At 43.1% G+C, this 19,817-nt stretch carries 13 protein-coding genes; 5 read left to right on the top strand and 8 right to left on the bottom strand.

Annotation, left to right across the window (positions count from 1 at the left end; all coding sequences use genetic code 11):
• Nucleotide 1 precedes the first annotated feature (1 nt).
• From recC to rmuC, 6 genes are all read right to left on the bottom strand, one after another.
• Complete coding sequence (recC, locus tag ACVBIU_RS13565; protein WP_447164078.1) at nt 2-3,736, bottom strand: exodeoxyribonuclease V subunit gamma; 3,735 nt, start codon at nt 3,734-3,736, stop codon at nt 2-4.
• A 58-nt stretch (nt 3,737-3,794) separates the two neighbouring features.
• Nucleotides 3,795-5,900 carry a transglutaminase TgpA family protein gene (locus tag ACVBIU_RS13570; protein ID WP_447164079.1) on the bottom strand — a complete coding sequence of 702 codons (2,106 nt, stop codon included), beginning with the start codon at nt 5,898-5,900 and terminating at the stop codon, nt 3,795-3,797.
• Nucleotides 5,897-6,979 carry a DUF58 domain-containing protein gene (locus ACVBIU_RS13575; RefSeq protein ID WP_447164080.1) on the bottom strand — a complete coding sequence of 361 codons (1,083 nt, stop codon included), beginning with the start codon at nt 6,977-6,979 and terminating at the stop codon, nt 5,897-5,899. The genes ACVBIU_RS13570 and ACVBIU_RS13575 overlap by 4 nt, the downstream gene beginning before the upstream one ends.
• Before the next feature lie 77 nt (nt 6,980-7,056).
• Nucleotides 7,057-7,968: an AAA family ATPase gene (locus ACVBIU_RS13580; RefSeq protein ID WP_447159885.1), complete on the bottom strand. Its 912-nt coding sequence runs from the start codon at nt 7,966-7,968 to the stop codon at nt 7,057-7,059.
• Between the two features lie 554 nt (nt 7,969-8,522).
• A complete protein-coding gene (locus tag ACVBIU_RS13585) occupies nt 8,523-10,454 on the bottom strand; it encodes a transglycosylase SLT domain-containing protein (protein ID WP_447159884.1) in 1,932 nt (643 codons plus the stop codon).
• Nucleotides 10,455-10,572: 118 nt separating this feature from the next.
• Nucleotides 10,573-12,069, bottom strand: coding sequence for a DNA recombination protein RmuC (rmuC, locus tag ACVBIU_RS13590; protein WP_447159883.1), 1,497 nt, complete (start codon nt 12,067-12,069; stop codon nt 10,573-10,575).
• Nucleotides 12,070-12,284: 215 nt separating this feature from the next.
• On the opposite strand from rmuC, the gene msrP reads away from it, so the two are divergent.
• Together msrP and msrQ are read left to right on the top strand one after the other, a co-directional pair.
• A complete protein-coding gene (gene msrP, locus ACVBIU_RS13595; protein ID WP_447159882.1) occupies nt 12,285-13,307 on the top strand; it encodes a protein-methionine-sulfoxide reductase catalytic subunit MsrP in 1,023 nt (340 codons plus the stop codon).
• A 55-nt stretch (nt 13,308-13,362) separates the two neighbouring features.
• Nucleotides 13,363-14,016, top strand: a complete 654-nt coding sequence (gene msrQ / locus ACVBIU_RS13600) for a protein-methionine-sulfoxide reductase heme-binding subunit MsrQ (protein WP_447164081.1) — start codon at nt 13,363-13,365, stop codon at nt 14,014-14,016.
• 581 nt (nt 14,017-14,597) lie between these two features.
• Here the strand turns inward: msrQ and ACVBIU_RS13605 are convergent.
• Nucleotides 14,598-14,915, bottom strand: a complete 318-nt coding sequence (locus ACVBIU_RS13605) for a hypothetical protein (RefSeq protein ID WP_447159880.1) — start codon at nt 14,913-14,915, stop codon at nt 14,598-14,600.
• A gap of 183 nt (nt 14,916-15,098) precedes the next feature.
• Between ACVBIU_RS13605 and ACVBIU_RS13610 the strand changes: the two genes are divergently transcribed.
• From ACVBIU_RS13610 to ACVBIU_RS13620, 3 genes are all read left to right on the top strand, one after another.
• On the top strand, nt 15,099-15,599 hold the full coding sequence (locus tag ACVBIU_RS13610; protein ID WP_447159879.1) for a putative 4-hydroxy-4-methyl-2-oxoglutarate aldolase: 501 nt from the start codon (nt 15,099-15,101) through the stop codon (nt 15,597-15,599).
• 97 nt (nt 15,600-15,696) lie between these two features.
• On the top strand, nt 15,697-17,520 hold the full coding sequence (locus tag ACVBIU_RS13615) for an AsmA family protein (RefSeq protein ID WP_447164082.1): 1,824 nt from the start codon (nt 15,697-15,699) through the stop codon (nt 17,518-17,520).
• Nucleotides 17,520-18,134, top strand: a complete 615-nt coding sequence (locus ACVBIU_RS13620; protein WP_447159877.1) for a BsuPI-related putative proteinase inhibitor — start codon at nt 17,520-17,522, stop codon at nt 18,132-18,134. Before ACVBIU_RS13615 ends, ACVBIU_RS13620 begins: the two co-directional genes overlap by 1 nt.
• An 80-nt stretch (nt 18,135-18,214) precedes the next feature.
• Here ACVBIU_RS13620 and ACVBIU_RS13625 read toward each other — a convergent pair whose 3' ends face one another.
• Nucleotides 18,215-19,774 carry a LysM peptidoglycan-binding domain-containing protein gene (locus ACVBIU_RS13625; protein ID WP_447159876.1) on the bottom strand — a complete coding sequence of 520 codons (1,560 nt, stop codon included), beginning with the start codon at nt 19,772-19,774 and terminating at the stop codon, nt 18,215-18,217.
• Between the last annotated feature and the right edge of the window lie 43 nt (nt 19,775-19,817).

Genomic DNA, 19,817 nt, shown 5'->3' on the forward strand with positions numbered 1-19,817 from the left:
CTTAATTTGCCTCGCTTTGGCTATTTAGCGAAGAGGCAGCTTGCAAATTTACGGTATCGTTACCGGATTCTGCAAAAGTGGCTAGCTCACTGAGTTTATCTTTGTAATACAAGCTTAATAGTGGCGAAAGTAGTGTATTGGCTGTTTTTGCGAAGCTCTGTTCAGTAAAGTCTTCAGGGAAGCTAAATAAACGTTGGAAGTGGGGCTCTAGCCCTTCACCTAACTGACTTTGCTCATCTAACCACTGTGACTGCGCTTCGAGTAGTTTCTGTCTGTGGCTGCCTTCAGCCTCTACGTAGGCCAGGGCTGTTCGCGGCATAAACATCAGGGGGTGTGCTTGACCTTGTTTAAAACAGTGTAACCATTGGCTCAACTGCGCTTTTGCTTGTTCTGCTGTAATGGGGGCAAACGCATGAAAATGGCCAATATCGAGTAAGTAGCTGGTTATTGGCGTGCTTCTTAGCTCTTGGTTTAGTTCTGGTTTGAGTTCCTGTTCTAGCTCAGCTTTAAGCCCTGGCTGACTTTGCATGGCACAAAGGCAGAGGTGTCTTAAGTAGACACGAATTAAGTCGCGGCCATTGGCGGTGCCGGGTCGGTAATTCACAAGTCCTTTTACACTCAAATCATCAATGCGTCCCACCAAGTGCAAGCCAATATCTTCAAATAAAAGGTCGATATTAACCGATTGGGAGTGTTCACCTTTTAGGTATAAGCTTCGTCCAATCAAAGGGTTAATATCATGCAGATATTGATTTAAAATCAAGTCGTCGAAGGGCTTTAGCGGCAGGTTTCCCTGAGCTTTTAAGCGTTCTAATAATTCAGCTGCTGGCTGCTGTTCACCACTTTCTATGGCGTCGTCTAACAGTATGGCTTGCAGTTTGTAGCGTTCAAGCGCGTTTAAGCTAAAAGGTTCGTCATTATCATCGGCTTGAATATCAAGTCCGAGATCGACTTTTAAAGTACGGTTAAAAAAGTACTGCGCCGGATTCCTAAAAAAGCGGATAAGGGCGGAAAGCTCAAGTTCAGTGTTAGTTAAATCTGTTTCATCATTAACCTGTTGCAGCTGTGTGGTTTGTCCAATGAAACGTTTGTAGTGACGCAGCGTTTCTGCTGACAGACTATCAACGGGCTTGATAGGGGCTGGGCACCACTGAACCGAATAGCTCTGCTGAATGTGTCCGTTTAGTTGCTCAACACTTTGAGTTTCAGCATTAGCCACTGGATTTTGCGCAGTATAAAGTCGGTTATCAAACGGCTGCAGTGGTTGCTTTTTAATAAGGTGCGCGCGGATCTGTTTTTCGATGTTATCGATCAATGCGGGGGACACTTGCTCCGCCGAAGTTTGTTCGTTCTTTAAACTTTTAGGCAAGTAGACCAGTTGGCAATACTCGATTAACTCAGAGACCAACATAGAGGGGATCCGCTCAGAGTCATCACGCTCGCTGTTACCGATATAGCTGATATAAAGTTGCTCACGCGCCGATAAAATGGCTTCTAAAAATAGATATCTATCGTCTAATCGACGAGAGCGGTCGCCTTTTCTTGGCCCCATTTGCGCCACAAGATCGAAACCAACAGGATGCTGTACTCTCGGATAGACGCCGTCGTTCATTCCGAGTAAGCAAACCAGTTTGAATGGAATAGATCGCATTGGCATTAAGGTACAGAAATTAACACTTCCGGCAAGATAGCGCTGACCTACGCGAGATTCAGATAAACGGCTATTAAACCAGTTTTGTAGCACTTCTATGGTTAACGGCGTTGTGTGTCCAGCTTCGGTCAACTCTTCATTGAGTTTAACGATGGCGTCTCTGATCTCTTGCTGCTGCACCATCTCATCGTCATCAACCTCATAGAAGTTTTCGAGTATGGCTTCTAGCTGCGCCATCCGTTCACTGAGGCTGCAAACCTGTGCAAGTGCTTGATGCACGTCATCGAGCGCTTCGATAAAGTCGAGTAATTTTCCTAGCGCCTGCGCTGTTTGTCCCTCAACACCATTAACCGATAAGCTGTGTTGATAGAGTGGCGAGTCATCACTGAAGCTATAACCTAAGATTAAGCGTTTAATGCCAAAAGCCCATGAGTTTTGTTCAAATGCTGGCAGTTGATATTCGGTGCGACTGGTTTCATCACGTCCCCAGCGCACGCCGGCTTGATCTAGCCAGCGCTTAATCACGGCGAGTCCGTCATCGTCTAGTTCGAAGCGGCGCAGTACGGCTGGCACTTCTAAAATACTGAGAATATCGGTAAGCCCAAAACGACTCTGATTAATTTTCAATAGGTGTAAAAAGCTTGAAATAAGAGGAGATTCTTGGGCGGCGCCGCGATCCGCTATCGCATAAGGGATAAAGTGGCTGCCTTGTTTAGCACCAAATACGGCATCGATGTAAGGCGCGTAGGCCGCAACATCGGGCATCATGATCACGATATCTTTTGCCGCTAGTGGAGATTGTCCGTCAGAAAGAGGGCGAGACAGCATCTCGAGCAGATGGTCGTGCAGGGTCTCGACTTCTCTAAGCGGGCTGTGGCAACTGCGAACGGTTATTGAGTTATCGCTTGGGTCGATAACGCGTCTGCCATCTAAGCTTAAATAAAGCGCGGCATCTGGCCCCAAGCTTTGACCACGGGTACTGAGCTCCAGAACGTCATATTGCACGCCGCTGAGCATGGTGTCGGTGTTAGGCTCTTGGTAGCAATCAAAATTGAATGCGGTATGCTCTTCTGGCAACTCTAACAGTAAGTCAAGTAACTCACGGCCCATTTTGCCATTATTGGCTAAGATTGGATTACCAACCTCAAGCTTATCTTCCCACTCCAATTCTAGCTTTTGTTTATCGGCGTACTGCAGTGCCATACGTGCGCGCAAACGCGGGTCGACAATGTCTCCCCAATAATGCTGACACGGGCTGAGATTAAGCATGATCACATCGATGCGCTTGGCTAAATAGTGCAATACATCGAGGGTTTGCGGCGCCATGGACGAGATCCCAAAGACGAATAGTCGTCTAGGTAAGGCGTCTAAACAGGTATTCGGATCATCCAATGCATCGAATAAAGATTGATGCAAGTTAGCACGGTGGTAGCGACTCTTATTTAAGCCATTGGCATTAAAGTCAATAAGGGCGCGCCATAGAATAGGCTGCCAAGCTTGAGCTGGGCTGAGCTTGTCACCTTTTGGAGGCAACCTTGGTTCATTAGCTTCCCATGCGGTGATCCAGTCGGGACGGTAAACTAAATATTGGTCGAAGATATCGGCAATTTGACCACAGAGTTGATATAACTTAAGTGGGTTTTGTTCTGTTTGCTCAATAATCGCGTCGGCCATTTCACTTGCAGCGTCACTGCCACTTATCACAGTGCTTTCAGTCGCTTCACCGTTACCATTATTAAGATAATTGGCCAAGGGTAAAAAATCTTCATGGTCGATAAGTGTGGGCAGCAATTCCATCAGTTTCCAGGTCATTGCCGCTTTGGTGAAAGCATTCTCTTTAGGCACATCATCAAGCAAGGTATGGCATAGCTGCCAGATAAAGCTTGATGGCAGTGGAAACTCAAGCCCAGCTGCAATGTTGTTTTGCCTTGCTATTTCGAGTCTTAACCATGTGGACATCCCCGGGCTTTGTACCAAAATATGCTCAGGCATTAACAAAGGGGTATGAGGTAATGGGGTACGCAGCTCTGTAGCTAATAGCTGTGACAGCGCTTCCATTTGGTTCGATTGGACTAGGTATAGCATGGCGTTCCTTTAACAAGAATGCAGTTTGGTGAGCAGGTTACTGCTGGATTAATCCATTCTATGTGTTTGTTTTATTAAGTGCCAATCTCAGTTTGATGATATTGATTTTTAACCATCTCGATTGCTTGATAAGTAATCGAGAAAAACGTTTCAGGGCTCTTTTACTGACTTTTTGATATTTAATCGCCACAAAATATTGGGTTAATTTATCAAAGTCTTCGGCGATGGCGGGGAAGGCTGCAGCCACTCGAAGATTGTAATCTTGAGGTCCCTCATGATATTCCCTAGATAGCCCTCGCTGGCGGAGCATTTTACATACAGAGTAATAGGCGTTGAGGTGTTTATCACTTGAGCGATGAAATTGGATTAACCCAGCACTGTATGCGATGGCTAAGCCAATGACACAAAGGCTAATAAGGATAAAAATAGCCAGTTTAGTTTGAGTGACTTCACCCAAAATCTCCTCTAATACGCGTTGCTGCTTTTGGCTATTAAACCCAAGCACCCACACACTCCAAAAATAATCGACACTGGCAACATGCATCCGTAATTGATTAAGAGCGGCGTTGTCACGATAGCCAAGTGCGCTAAAGGGGTTATCCAGTAGATAGGTTGTTTCGGGATCAAAAAAAGCATCAAAGCCTTGTTCGACTCGCTCAGGTGCAATCATTGCGGTTGGGTCGAAGCGCACCCAGCCAAGATTGGGCAACCAAACCTCAACCCAAGCATGTGCCATGTATTGATAAATACTGTAATAACCTGCTGCTGGGTTGAACTCAGCCCCTTGGTAGCCTGTGACTAATCGTGCAGGGATCCCAGTCGCTCTGGCCATAAATGCAAATGCACTGGCGTAATGCACACAAAACCCCGCCTTGTTATAGATAAGAAAGTCATCAATTTGCTGCTTGCCAACCCGCGGGGGACGCAATGTATAAAAGTAGGGCTGCTGCGTGAAGTAGCGCATCATGGCGTTGAGCCTATCTTCTTGTACCGGATAGCTTATGGCAAACTTATCCGCTAATTCACGGGTTTGAGGGTTAACAGCCTTAGGTAGCGCGAGGTTAATCGCGCGACTCTCAGCGCTAAGCAGAGGATCCATAATGCGGTTATCAAAACTGGTGACTTGATATATACGTCTTTGATCGATTGGCTTATTGGCATAAAGAGTATGGTCAGCACGCTGGCGAATGGTTTTATCATTGCTGGTGGCGACATCAAGACCAAATAACCACTGCTGCGCGCTGGGCTCAGCAATGACGCTATAGGTGATGGCGGTTGAAGTTGGGTTAGCGGCCTCAGTCTGAGTGAGGGGAAAAACGGGCGGGTTTACCGATTGCGCTGAAGCTTGCTCGGCGAATATAGCGGGCTGATTTTTGGGGAGGCCATCATAGGAATTGGTGAACCTTGGGTTTTGCGTCCAATTTTGTCCATTGTAATCTTCCATTACTATGGCACGCCAATATAGTTTGTCATTGCTCGGCGCACCCGTCTCAAAAGTGGCCCTAAAAGCCAGTTCACTAGAGCGCGTAAGCTGGCTAATATCCCCAAAACTGACGTTATCTGAGAGTCCTGTTTGGGCTCCATTTTGTGGTGGTACCATCCACAAAGGAGGAAGGCGGGGCAAGACGAGAAATAAAATAATCGCAAGCGGGAGGCTTTGAAAAATAATTTTACTGCCTAGAGTGGCGGCATATTTAAAGTTGCCTTCATCGTGATATAGGCTGATTAGCACGCAGGTATTAATGGCGGTTACCACTAATAAGTGCAGGGTAGAAAGTAAGGTTTGCTGCTGAATAAAAGTAAATGCGATAAGAAAGTAGCCAACCAGTACAACGGCCCTCACATCACGGCGGTTTCGCATCTCAATGTACTTAAGGGCGTAACCTAAGATGAGTAGATTGACCATTGCGGTGAGGACACCAATCTGTGCTGCAACCATGGCAAGTGTTGTTGCAGAAGCAAAAGCTAGGCTGGTCACTAACCATTTGGGTGGTTTAGCGACTTTACCGAGATAGATCCCGATGCGCCAAAATATACAGATGGCACAAATAGACAGTGACCACAGCGTGACCTGTTCATATAACGGTGTCAAGATCGCGATATTGGTGATCAGTAACCACATTAATGTATGACGGGAGATCCTCTGGCTCTCTTTTGCCGTCATAGCTTGACCTGTTGTGTTGTTTCTTGGGGGGTAGGATGAGCCCTTTGTTGTCGTTTGCTTTGCGAGGTATTGTGTAAGTTGGGCAAATCCGTCGGGTGCTCAGGACTGACTCGATTGCTTGAAAATAACGCTAATTGAGTTTGAACCTCAATTCGGTGTTGTTCACCGTTAGACGGTGGGATTGAGATCCCGTCGATTGCAAGGCCAAAGGTCTGATTGTTTGAACTTAGCTGCTCGGTATGCCAGGAAAGATAACTTAATGCGAGTTCTATATCTTTAGTTGTTGGCTCTAAGGATAACCACATAGGTGCACCTTGTGGCTCTTCAAACTCTTTGGTTAACATGCCGCGTCCTTGAGCCCACTGTTTCCAAGCGACTTGTTTTAATGGCTCACCAACCACGTACTCTTTTAGCCCTTTATATTCATCAACGCCAGCCACATACTTGCCGTTATCTTGTGGAACATCACTTTGATGGACACTTAATTGAATGGGGTTCGGGTCAATTACCGGCTGTGTGAATGCCAACTGAGCTAAGGTTAAATCGACATGTGACCAGGCTCGGCAAAGTCCGAGGGGGTATCGAGTTTCTACTTTCATTCTGCCGGGGCGATTATAGCCGCGATGAGAGTGCTTAAAGGTTACTAAGGTTTGCGTTTGGTGCCGATTGACTGTTTTTACAACTTCTAAAGGTTGATTTTGAAAGTTAAGCTGGATCTCATAGGCAATATTTGGTGAGCTTAAATTAATAGGGAAATAGAGGGCTTGACCAGCAAAACTGTTGCTACTTTTACTACTTGATAGGGTGAGTCCGGCTAAATTTTTATAACTATAGATAATGCAGGTATTAAAGATACTTAACAGTAAAAAGCTTAAGCCCATTACAAGGTTATTTTGGTAATTTGTCCCAAATAAAAAGAGTAACACGAATAGAAAAATCCACGCCAGTCCAAACCCTGTAGGCAGGATAAAAATGCTCTTATGGCTGAGGGTTATTTGCTCTGTTGCTGGAATTCTGCGGGAGACCCATCGCTGCCATTTTTGCTTGAGCTTTGTGTTTAGTTTGTGACGGTTTCGCATAAACTCCTATTATAAAAACTTGCCTAAAAATTGGTGCGCTTTCAATAAGATTCTCTTTGAACTTGCATACATTTTTCTTAAAGTATTGGATTGATCCTGTTGATTATTTTTGCCGATAACGCTTCACCTTGCTGTTTTGAATGTGAGCTAATTCGATGCTCTGCAACGTGAGGAAATATCGACTGAACGTCTTCAGGAACTAAGTACGTTCTACCATGAATAAATGCCCAAGCTTTTGCGGCTTGTAGTATCGCTTTACTGGCTCTTGGCGAGAGCCCTGAGCCTTGGGGCTCATTTCTGGATGCGTTTACTAAGGCAAGGATGTATTGCAGTAAGGCATCTGATGCACTGACATTATCTGTACAGACTTGCAATTCTTGTAGGGTTAACGCAGTGAGGCATTGGGGTAAAATTTCAGTTTGGGCGCGACTATCTTGACCTTTTAACATCGCTAGCTCAGCGTCGGGGGCAGGATAACCAATGGATATCCTCATCATGAATCTGTCTAGCTGGGATTCGGGAAGTGGAAATGTACCCGATTGCTCACTGGGGTTTTGGGTCGCGATAACGAAAAAGGGCTGCGGCAAAAGGTAAGTACTGCCATCTACGGTGATCTGTTGCTCAGCCATGGCCTCTAACAGTGCACTTTGAGTTTTAGGACTGGCCCGGTTAATTTCATCCGCGAGGATCATCTGTTTAAAAATAGGCCCAGGATGAAACACAAATTCAGTTTGCTGTTTATCGAAGATTGAGACGCCGAGAATATCGGCTGGGAGCATATCACTGGTAAATTGGATCCTTTGATAGCTCAGCCCTAAGGTTTGTGCCAAGCCGTGAGATAGACTGGTTTTTCCCATTCCAGGTAGATCTTCTATCAGTAAGTGGCCACGAGCCAAGATACAGGTCAAAGCCTGCTTTATTTGGTGAGGTTTACCGAGTAGCACGGTTTCAAGTTGTTTTAGAATGATGGCTATATGGTCATTGTGCATACGGATCCTTGCTGCCAATTATATTTTAGTTATCAATTCGGCGTGCCTTTACTATGGTGGAAAATGTGTTGGCTTGCCAGTGATAATAAAGGATTGTTTTGTAACATAACCAGCATCATCGAATTACTTTACAGTATTATTCCAACTCGTTTTTTTGTTATCACCAGAATTCGTTGATGTGGATAGCTCCTCTGCGTTGATCTTTTTCAGTAGCGCATAGGGGCGGGGTAACTGATGTAACACTGATAAAACGAGCGCGCTGCCCAGAAAGGGGAAGCAAGACTGTTGAAGAGGCCTGAAATGGTGTAAATGCTGAAAATGATATAAATGCTAGCAAAATGATGGACCGCTCTAGTTCTCTGGTTAATGGGGACTGCTAGAGCGGTTTTAGATTGATGGTTTTACTGAGTTATCTTGCGCAATAATAGGCTAGATTAATGCTTAGTTGCAGTAGCCTAGTTGTAATGGCTAGTTGTAATGGATTAGTATCCTGTCAACTGTGCAAAAGATTAAACTCATGTGGCAAAGGTAGCCATTAATAATGGGACTAAATGCTAGTAGCTAAATTTGAGCTCCTGCTCAGATAATAACTCAGCGTGTTTATCTTGTTTAATCTGATAGATCACCCGATAACTGAGAACCGCTTGTACGTATTCCCGAGTTTCTCTGTAGGGGATAGATTCGATAAAACTTACGACATCAAGTTTACCATCACTCTTTTTAAGCCAGTTATTAATACGGTGGGGACCAGCATTATAAGAAGCCGTTGCCAATACTCGATTTTGATCAAATTGTTTGAGTAAACCGCCATAGTAGGCACTGCCTAGCGAGATATTGAGCTTTTCATCATAGAGACTTTTAGTTCCGCTGTAGGGGAGTTTGGTTTTCTGCGCTGTTTGCTTAGCAGTGGCTGGCATCAACTGCATATATCCTCGAGCTCCCACTCCGGATGTGGCATTTGGGTAATAGGCACTTTCTCTTCGTGAAATGGATCGGATTTCATCAATATCCACGGCATACTTTTTACTGGCATGAGTAAAAGAGGTTTGTGCGGCATAAGGAAAGCGCATCTGCATATCATTCCAGAGTTTAGCTTGTATGCTGGCTTGAACTCCTAGGCTATGCCACTTTTGCTCAACAGCATAGACAGCATATTCTTTTTGCATCGCTTTATCATGACGGTTAAGTAGCATGACCCACTCAGCTCTTGCATCAGACTGTTTATCAATCCCGAGTAACTCTTGTACCCGAGCTAACCCTCTGTCGTTAAATATCTTTTGCTTTAGCGCATTATCGCTCAGAGTTTTCTGATCTTGTAGTTGATAAGGCTGTTTTAATTTAGCGGCAGCAAGGTAACCATAAAAATTGCGCTCTAAACGTAGCGCTTCAAACAGCGCCATAGATTGCTTCTGGCTTTGCTTGCTATTTTCTTTTGCAAGTACAGTCGCACGCCAATATTTCCAGCGAGCAGTATTTTGTTTTTGTTCACTGAGTTGGGGTAAAAATTGGGCAAAACTTTTTTGGTCATTATCTCTAAGTGCCCAACGCAAACGCATCTCAACAAGATCGTCGCTATCAAGCAAGGGTAAAATGGTATCTACGTAGCTTTGAAGTTCAATCGTTTGATAAATTAACGCTCTTCTGACCAAGTAACGGCTCAGTTTTCTGCCTTGATAATCACTGAACCTGTCAGCTTTCTGATATGTCGCGAACAGTTTTACCGCTTGCTTGAGATCTTTCTTGGCTAATTTTCTCAGGCCTAAATCCACAATGGTTGCATTAATCTTGGCTTTGCCACTGAATTTTGATGTATGGCGAAGACTGCGCGGATCTTTATAGACAGCAAGCAAACGCTTCGCGTCATTTTTATGCGTGGTAAGTTGTCGTGAAAGGTACGATAACAGTCCGTACTGGCCTTGCTCGAAACTGAGTAACATACGTGACCAGATGAGCTCTTGGCTACGCAGCCCGGCTTTTTGCCACTCTTTGAATAAGGGATCGCACTCTTTCGGACGAGAGCGGCCGTATAACCAAAGGGTTTTAGCCCCGTTATAGGCGATCTGTTTATCGCCTTGTTGTAATTGGGCACGGTAGTAATAACATTGTAGGGTAATGTTATTAGGGCTGTTTGGACTGACGATGAGGAAATCTTGCCAACGTTTTTGACTACCACTGCGCTTGAGGTAACGGTAACGTCCCGTGTTATACAATGGACTGGCCTCAAAGGGGGCTAGCGCTGTCATTGCCTGCTTTGCGGGAAGCTTGAGGATATTATTGATGTTATTGTGAAAGTCTAAATAGATGGCTAAAGGGTAGTCATCTAATTTATCGCGCATCGGCTGGTACTTATCCAATTGCTGTTTACTTAGCGCGCTTCTCGCCTCTACATAAAGCTGCTGCTCTTTGGTCAATGTAGAAGCATAGACTGAGGAGCATGCAAGCATTGCTATCATCCCCGTTAAAATGCGACGTAACTGCTTGTGCATTTGCAACAATCCTCTTAACTATCCCTATTGAGACTGGTTGTGTCAGCTGTTAACTAATTTTAAGTAGCTGCTCTTTAGTAACTACTCTTTGTAACTAAGCTTTGCATGTCAGCCTTGTTCATTCGTCTTGATGATAATCATCATCTGATAAGCTTAGCGCTTTATCTAGAAGTTGTGCGTCCACTTTTTTACTGGTTTGTACGCCTAATTGTTGCATTTGATGCGCTTGACGGATGACGTTGCCTTTTCCTGTCGATAACTTGTTCATGGCATTAGTAAAGTTTTTATCTGCAGATTCAAGTGAACGACCCAACTTTTCCATATCGTCTAAATAACCGCATAACTTGTCGTAAATCCTGCCAGCTTGTTTAGCGATCATCTGTGCATTTTGGTTTTGGTACTCATAACGCCAAATATTGTTAATAGTGCGCAATGCGACCAGCAAGTTAGTCGGACTAACCAGCATGATATTACTTTCAAGTGCATAGTTAACTAAGCTTGGGTCATGCTCAAGTGCCAGTAAAAAGGCAGGCTCAAGTGGAATGAACATCAATACGTAATCTAAGCTTTTAACACCGTGAAGTTTTTGATAATCCTTTTGGCTTAAGCCTTTTATGTGACCACGAACAGAGATGATATGTTCTTTAATTGCTTGTGCGCGAATATCGTCATCGTCACTGTTAAAGTATCGCTCGTAAGCAACAAGAGACATTTTCGCATCGATAACAACATCTTTGTTCTCAGGTAAGTGCACGATGACATCGGGCTTAAAACGCTTACCGCTGTCACTTTTAAGATCTGTTTGTGTATCGTACTCATGACCTTCTCGCAGACCACTCTCTTGTAAAACGCGCTCAAGGATCACTTCTCCCCAATTGCCTTGCTGTTTGTTATCACCCTTAAGTGCTTTGGTGAGGTTAACAGCATCTTGGCTCATCTTTAAGTTAAGTTCAGTTAATGAGTCAAGTTGGTGTTTAAGGGCACTGCGCTGAGTTTGTTCATGAGAATATGATGCCTGAACCTGCGCCCTAAATCCTTCAATTTGCTGTTTAAACGGCGCTAGTACGCTATCTAATTGTTGATTGTTTTGTGATTGTAGTTTTTCACTGCGTGCTTCAAAAATCTTAGTCGCTAGGTTTTCAAATTGGGCTGTTAAACGTACTTCAGAATCTTCTAGTAACTGTATTTTGTCGTTGAGAGCTTGTTGTTTTGCATCAAAACTGGCCGCTAGGGTTTGCTGCATGGCATTAGATTTGGAAAGGGCAAGTTGAGTTTCCATCTGCTTTCGTTGGTTATCGACCAGTGACTGCTCCAGCTCTTGAGTTCTTTCTGCTTGTGCTTGTGCTTTGCCTAATTGCTCTAGGCGAAACTCCAGCTTGTCTTGATATTGATCTATCACCAATTCTTTCTGATGAATGGTTTCTTTTAATTCAAGAATTTCAGTATTGAGCTCAAGTTTTGTTTGTTCCATCTCATCTAAAAGCTGGTTTCGTACGTATTCCCATTTAATACGAGTTTTTCGTTGATTAAATAACGCACCAATCAGCATAGATAGAAAAGCGATTGCGGCAATGATAACAATTTGTGCGGTTGAAAATGCAAGCTCTAATGGCATGTGAGAAGGCTCTTGACATGGTTAATGAGACGCTAGAGTGGCACGGCGATTTAAACACTGCAAGCTTAAGCAAGTGATTAGTCAGGCAAGTGGTGCAGACATAGCCAGCTGTTAATGATATGTAATAACAAAACGTGGATGAAACCTTTCATCGACTTTGTCGGTCTGATTAGTTAACAATACTAATTGATATAAAAATAGGATGGGTGCGGCTAATGAATATAAAAAAAACTGCTGCTTGGGATAAGTTTAAAGAGTGCGATATTACCCCAGAAGAGGTGTACCAAGACCGTCGTAGGATCCTTAAACAGATGGGCTTTATAGGTGCTGGTGCGCTGTTATCTTCTCACGCTAATGCTGGTGTGTTTGACCTGTTTTCTAGCGATGAGCAAAAGGCGGCATTTATGACTAAATCCCTACCTTTTGCTAAACAGGCCGAATATGACCACCTGCTTTATGGCGCATTAACCCCTGAGTCTAAAATTATTTCTCACAATAATTTTTATGAATTTGGTACTAGCAAGACAGATCCACAAGACAATGCCCAAGAGCTTAAGGTTGAACCTTGGAAACTGGTCATCGACGGTGAGGTCGATAAACCTGTGACACTTGATTACGATGACCTACTTACTCTTTTCCCATTAGAGGAACGAGCTTACAATTTCCGCTGCGTAGAAGCATGGTCCATGGTCATCCCTTGGGTTGGCTTTTCATTAGCTAACTTACTTAAGAAAGTGGGCGTAAACAGCAACGCTAAGTATGTTGCCTTTGAGACCTTATATGATCCTGAACAGATGCCGGGTCAAAGGAGTCGTTATGCAGGAGGAGGGATTAACTACCCTTATGTAGAAGGCTTAACGTTAGCCGAAGCGATGAACGACTTAACTTTTCTGTCAGTGGGCCTTTATGGAAAAACATTGCCGCCACAAAATGGTGCGCCTATCCGCCTTGTCGTGCCGTGGAAATATGGCTTTAAGAGTATTAAATCGATTGTTCGTATTCGCTTAACAGACAAACAGCCGCCCACATCTTGGAATCAACTCGCCGCCAGTGAGTATGGGTTTTATGCCAATGTTAACCCAGAGGTTGACCACCCTAGATGGTCGCAAGCATCAGAACGTCGGATCGCAGAAGGTGGGCTTTTTTCGGCAAAACGGATCCCAACTCTACCTTTTAACGGTTATGGCGACATTGTGTCAGATCTGTATAACGGTATGGATTTAAATAAGTTTTATTAGCTAGCTTGAATCACTGTTTACACGTTTAGTGTTGGCGGATTAGTAGGAGATGTTTATGCGTGTTAATCGCCGCTCAGTATTTCGGCTAAAAGGGCTATTTCACTTGATAGGCCTGCTGCCTATCGTCTATTTAGTGCTAAAAGTGATGAGTGATAATGCAGGTGGCGATCCGGTACAGTACATCATTCACTTTACTGGAATAGGGGCTCTCAATGCACTGGCAGCAACCTTACTTATCTCACCCGTTGCCAAGAAGTTTAAACTCGGGATCCTACTGCAAACTCGGCGATTAGTTGGCCTGTATGTCTTCGCTTATGCCAGTTTGCATGTGTTGGCATTCTTTAGTTTAGATTTAGTGTTTGCCTGGTCACTGTTTTTTGAAGAGGTTGTTAAACGTCCCTATATACTCGTGGGGGCGATGGCGTATATTTTACTCGCAGCGTTGGCATTAACTTCGTTCAAAGTTGTTATGCGCAAAATGGGTAAGAGCTGGCAAAAATTACATAATTGGATTTATGTTATTGCTATTTTGGTTCCGATACATTTTTACTGGTCAGTTAAATCTGAAATCATTGAACCAAGCCTATACATTTTATTGTTTTTGGTTTTGTTAGGATTAAGGTTAAAGCAAAATAAGTGGTGTAAACAAGTGTTTATAAAATGCTTTCGTATACTGACGGGTAATAAAGAAACTCAACCATTTAATTAATTCGATGTAAATAAAAAGGTGTGCTGTTATTTTTATCTCCATATTTGATGTTTTATAAACTGGAGTTAACTTAATGCATTAATGTTAGAACGATGTCTGTAACTAGTCAGGTGTCATGTCCTAAGTGACAAGCGCTAATGCAAGGGTGATATGTGTAAGCATGGTATTTATTAGTATGTCATCGATGATGCGGCCATCTGAACAATGGTCTTTAGTGTGCTTAGCGTGTCTGTTAGGCAGGCTTGTTTATGTGAACTGTTGATGTAAATTGTTTATGGGGCCTGTTTAAGAGAATTGTTACATTGGAGAGATAAGTTTCATGCTGTGTATTGCAAGCCCATCCATAGGCTTGAGGTCGATAACTGAAACCATTTAGCTTTCTACAAGTCGCAGTCTAACGTTAGCGCTAATTTAATGACTAAAATAAGCTGATAAAGCAAATAACGTGTTTAGTCACTGTCTTAGTGACAGCTTTAGTCAAAGCCTTACGCGTTAAGTTGATTAAGTTTGTTGCTGATTGAGTTTAAACTTAATTATAAACCTGATTTTTTTAGAAAATAACTTTGAATAGCTCGTTATTATTAATTGTTTTCTTGCTGTTTCATTACTTGAATGACTTCATCGTATGACATGTTAAATTGACGAGAAAGATTGATGATTTTAGTTTTATAGGTCTGAATACTTTCTTGTTGAGCGAGCAGTCTTTTTTCATTATCAACTAATTCATTGACCGCTTCTTGTAATATTAATAAACGGCGAAGATTAAAATCTAGCGAGTCAATGTACTTTAGCATTTGAGTTTTATTACGAGCCTGCTCTAAATCACTAGAGTGTTTTTTATCATAACCATATTGGTCTAGAGCGGCGATGGCACTTTCTAATTCGATATTGTTGTTCATTTTTACCTACGACTAACGAAAGGGTCTGTGTACAGACATTGAACAAGATTATAGTTTGTATTCTGGCTGGGGAACAGTCTGGATTTGATTAATTATCAGTTAATTCGTGCGTTAGCACTTGGGTTTCGGCTCTTGACATGTCAATCTAGAGTAAATTGATACTCATTTTTGCACGGAGGCCTAATGTTGGATCTGTTACCCGATCTGTTTGATACCTATGCTGACAAGCTTACCCTATTACCCCCCATGTTTATCTCTTACGGTAAACGAGAGTGTTTTTGGGGCGAAGTAGTGACGGTAAAATGTTTTCGAGATAACTCAAAAGTTAAAGATGTTCTCGCCAAAGACGGTAAAGGTAAAGTGTTAGTGGTTGATGGGCAAGGGGTGACTGATTGCGCCTTGTTAGGTGACATGATCGCACAAAGCGCAGAAGATAATGGTTGGCAAGGCGTGGTTGTTTTTGGCTGCGTGAGAGACATTGGTACACTCAAAACGATTGACTTAGGTGTACAAGCGATTGGTGCCAACCCGATAAAAACAGTGAAGAAAGGGATAGGTGAAGTGAATATTGCAGTTGAAATTTATGGTGTCATCATTTCGCCTCAATCATTTATCTATGCTGATGGCAACGGAGTGGCGATATCTAATGAAGCGCTTGATATATCCGTGCTAAATTTAGAGTAATTCTTGATATTCACTCTAAAATTGAATTTCTATATTAGTCTCTTATATTAGTTAGTTACTGATATTGTTTTCTTAGTTTTAACAGATGGAACCTGCTATGAAATTTTTAAAATGGTTTTTTATTTCAATCCTAGGATTAGTTCTTGCTTTAGTGCTCTATGTCACTTTGATTTTTGACCCGAACGATTTTAAACCACAAATCGTCGACTTGGTGAAAGAAGAGACCGGTAGAGAACTGATTATCGGTAGTGATTTGTCGTGGACGTTTTTCCCGACCTTAGGCATTAAGCTTGGGCAAATTACCTTATCAAATCCAGATGGGTTTCAAAATCCATCAATGCTTGCCGTAAATGAAGTGGTTGCAGAGGTGGCATTAATGCCACTATTTAAAAAAGAAGTAGAGATTTCACAGCTTAACCTCGACGGCTTGACCTTGATGTTAGAGACTCAAAAAAATGGTCGCACTAGCTTTGACGGTTTAAGTGGTGAGGCCGGTAAAAAGGCCAATGCAGATAAATCTACTGCGAATGCAACTAGTGGCTCGAGTCTAGCGCGCCTTGATATTGGTGGTATTACGATAACCAATACTAAGATAGTCAATATTAACCATGCTGCTCAGACTGAACAAGTCTTCGCCCTAAAAGAGCTAACATTAGGCCGTTTTCAACTGGGTGAGTTTGCCCCGCTAAAGTATGAGTTTTCTGCAACTTTGCCCGATATGAACCTGGTTAGCCAAGGTGAAGGCCAAATTAAAGTCGCACACGATCTTAAAACTATAACCATTAACGATTTTGTCATCGGTAATCAAGTGACTGGCGAAGGACTTCCTAATGGCAAGTTGAAGGTCGATCTTAATACCTCTTTAGTTGTCGCTTTGGAAAAACAAACGCTTAGCTTAGTACTGTCTAGCTTGAACGCGGCCAATATTGATGCATCTGGTTCACTTGATGTGGCTTATGGTCATACTGTCCCAAGCGTCGTTGCTAAGCTTGAGGTTGGTGATGTTGATCTTGATGCGCTGCGACCTAAAGGTGAAGCTCAGCAAACCAAAGACAGTAAGCCATCACCAAGCTCAGCTAAAGCTGTTGAACCCGATTTAACCGCGATGAAAAAGGTTAATCTTGATGTCGACGTGAGAGTCAAGTCGGTTAAGGTCGCTAATTTAAAAACTCAAAACTGGGTGATGCAATTAGTGATGAAAGGTGGCGTAGCAGATATGAAGCAATTATCAGCGGATCTGTATGGGGGTAAAGTTAACGCATCAGCGAAAATCGATGGTCGAAATAAAGTCGCTCAATATCAATTTAATGAACGTCTGACAGGGGTCGACATTCGTGCCTTATTAATCGATATGGCCGACATTGATATGTTAGATGGTAAAGCTAACTTCAATGTAACTGGTAAAGGTAAGAGCTTAATTCCAGATAACTTGAAAAAGAACTTGATTGCAAACGGGCAGTTTGAAATTGCTGATGGAGCTATTCATGGGGTTAACATCCCGCAAATGATCCGTGAAGCAAAGGCAAAGTTAGGTGGAGACCTATCAGCTGGTTCAGGTTCTACTGAGCAAAAGACTGATTTCACCAGCATGACTGGCTCATTTAATATCGCTAATGGTGTGATAACGAATCCCGATCTTGATATGGCTTCTCCACTTATCCGACTTAAGGGTAAGGGTACTGCTAATATTCTCAATGAAGCGTTAGATTATAAGTTAACAACATCAGTTGTTGGCTCGTTAGAAGGTCAGGGCGGTGATAAGCGAGATGCTCTCTATGGTGTTGAGATCCCATTTTTGATCACTGGCACCATGTCAGAGCCTAAGTTTGCCTTAGATACTAAAGCGCTACTGGACTCAAAACTGAAAGATGAAACAAATAAATTGAAAGATAGCTTATTTAAGAAGTTTGGAGGCCTGTAATGCTAAAAATATTAATGTTCCCGCTGCTGGCTTTTAGTTTGGTGGCCTGCTCAGAGCAGCAAACTGAGACCGCAAATGTTGACACTGCCGTAGAAAATACTCAGGAGTCTCAATCAGCAGTTCAGCCTAGCGCTAAAACATCAGTACAGCCTGTTGCAGCATCACCGAGTGCTAGCACCAATATTGTTGCTGGCGGTGTCGTTGATGCAGGGAGTGCGAAAGACAGAGTGCCTACAAAGGAAAAGTCGATGAGCAAGGGATTGTTAGATGCGAAGCTATTGGTGAATGATAAAGCAAATGTGACTCTGCAATATACTAACAACCAACGCTATGGCGTGCCATTAATGTTTATCTCTGGAATGACAGCCGATTTATGGTTACTCGATCCTTCTGGACACCGAGTTTGGGCTTGGTCTAACGAGATGATGTTTACCCAAGCCTTGAGAGAAACGGTAATGCCAGCGGGTAAGACGCAAAATGTTAAATTTACTATCCCAGCGAGCGTCGCGGCCAAAATCACTAAAGGCTATAGTCTAAAGGCGCTGTTTGCAGGCAAAGCGACAGAATCGCAGACTCCTGCAATGTTGCCTGTGACTTATCAATACACAATGTAATTGTTAAACGACAAGCATTAAAAAAGGCGACTATTGGTCGCCTTTTTTATGTTTATCAGCCAGTAAAACCTATTATGGTTTTACGCTCTGACTTTAGTCATATCTACATACAGCTTAAGCATTTGCCCTGGCTGAATGTATTTAGTCTTCTCGAGTGAGTTCCAGCGAACTAATTCGTTCACACTGACATTGAACTTACTCGCGATACGAGCTAAAGAGTCGCCATTACGCACCTTGTAGTTCACGGTACGCGTTACTTCACTTAAGCTCCCCTTGTTTGACTTGCTACCTGACCAAATAACCAGTTTTTGGCCTATTTGTAACGGATCTTTTGGCGCCATGCTATTCCAGCTAGCAAGCTGAGCCGTTTTAACGCTATGTTGTTTAGCTATTTTCCACAGTGAATCACCCGATTTTACTTTGTAGGTAACTTTACTTGCACCATGATTTTTATTCTGCTGGCGATTTAGACGTTGATCTGCTGATAACAGATATTCATCTAAATTCTTAGCCGCTACAGGGATCAGTAAAAACTTACCTGCAACAATAGTATTGCCATTAATATCATTCACCGACTTTAACGCTGAGATGGTTGTGTTATAGCGTTTTGCTATTAAGCCTAAGCTATCGCCAGACTTAACTTTATAACGTTCCCAATTTAAGCGCTCTTTAGTATCAGTATTGTTTAACGCAAGTTTAAATGCGTCAGCTTTATCAACGGGTAATACAAGCAAATGTGGTCCGTCAGGCGCTGTCGCCCAGCGGTTATAACCAGGATTGAGCTTATGTAGTTCAGAAGTGGTCATATTGGCAATGTCTGCTGCAAGCGCTAAGTCAATCTGGCTTCCAATATCCACGACTTCAATCTGTGGTTGATTACTTATAGGCGTAAGTTTAATACCATATTTATCGGCATTTTTAATTACGTCAGCTAAAGCGAGTAGCTGAGGTACATAGCGCTCAGTTTCTCTGGGTAAGTTCAGGCTGAAAAAATCAGTTGGTAGACCTTTCTTCTTATTACGTTTAGCTGCGTTGATCACACGACCTTCGCCAGTGTTGTACGCGGCAATCGCATATAACCAGTTTTGACCCGTCTTACCGTGAAGATACTCAAGCATGTCAAGAGCTGCAGTTGTTGCAGCCGGTACATCGCGTCGACCGTCATACCACCAGTTCATTTCAAGCCCGAAGTGACGAGCCATAGGGGATGTGAACTGCCACAGACCAGATGCGGCGCCATGAGAATAGGCAAATGGATCGAAAGCGCTCTCAACGATGGGGAGCAAAGCAAGCTCTATCGGTAAGTTACGCTTTTCAATTTCCTCAACAATGAGATACATAAATGGCGTAGCACGCTCAGATACACGTTCTAAATGCTGTGGATGTTTGATGTACCAATCGCGATATTGGCGAACGAGTTTTTCATCGGGTACTTCCATCTGCATGTCTAGACGAATACGTTGCCAGATATCAGTGATCTCAACGGTCTCTACGACTTCAGGTACAATCGGTGCTACGGTGACTTTTTCTACTACGACAGGTGTAGTGGGAATCCTTTCTACAGTCTGCTGGTCGCCGAAATTTTGACAACCTGTCAACAGGGCAATCCCCCCCGCGACGAATAAAAGTGGTACGCGCATGTAAAATGTGTGTCCTTAAATTAGGCTCAAAAAAGCCAGATAA

The sequence above is a fragment of the Shewanella sp. 30m-14 genome, from assembly GCF_052977125.1.

Excerpts from the sequence above, each read along its gene's own strand:
- recC (WP_447164078.1), bottom strand. The coding sequence starts at position 3,736 with ATGCTATACCTAGTCCAATCGAACCAAATGGAAGCGCTGTCACAGCTA.
- ACVBIU_RS13570 (WP_447164079.1), bottom strand. The coding sequence starts at position 5,900 with ATGACGGCAAAAGAGAGCCAGAGGATCTCCCGTCATACATTAATGTGG.
- ACVBIU_RS13575 (WP_447164080.1), bottom strand. The coding sequence starts at position 6,979 with ATGCGAAACCGTCACAAACTAAACACAAAGCTCAAGCAAAAATGGCAG.
- ACVBIU_RS13580 (WP_447159885.1), bottom strand. The coding sequence starts at position 7,968 with ATGCACAATGACCATATAGCCATCATTCTAAAACAACTTGAAACCGTG.
- ACVBIU_RS13585 (WP_447159884.1), bottom strand. The coding sequence starts at position 10,454 with ATGCACAAGCAGTTACGTCGCATTTTAACGGGGATGATAGCAATGCTT.
- rmuC (WP_447159883.1), bottom strand. The coding sequence starts at position 12,069 with ATGCCATTAGAGCTTGCATTTTCAACCGCACAAATTGTTATCATTGCC.
- msrP (WP_447159882.1), top strand. The coding sequence starts at position 12,285 with ATGAATATAAAAAAAACTGCTGCTTGGGATAAGTTTAAAGAGTGCGAT.
- msrQ (WP_447164081.1), top strand. The coding sequence starts at position 13,363 with ATGCGTGTTAATCGCCGCTCAGTATTTCGGCTAAAAGGGCTATTTCAC.
- ACVBIU_RS13605 (WP_447159880.1), bottom strand. The coding sequence starts at position 14,915 with ATGAACAACAATATCGAATTAGAAAGTGCCATCGCCGCTCTAGACCAA.
- ACVBIU_RS13610 (WP_447159879.1), top strand. The coding sequence starts at position 15,099 with ATGTTGGATCTGTTACCCGATCTGTTTGATACCTATGCTGACAAGCTT.
- ACVBIU_RS13615 (WP_447164082.1), top strand. The coding sequence starts at position 15,697 with ATGAAATTTTTAAAATGGTTTTTTATTTCAATCCTAGGATTAGTTCTT.
- ACVBIU_RS13620 (WP_447159877.1), top strand. The coding sequence starts at position 17,520 with ATGCTAAAAATATTAATGTTCCCGCTGCTGGCTTTTAGTTTGGTGGCC.
- ACVBIU_RS13625 (WP_447159876.1), bottom strand. The coding sequence starts at position 19,774 with ATGCGCGTACCACTTTTATTCGTCGCGGGGGGGATTGCCCTGTTGACA.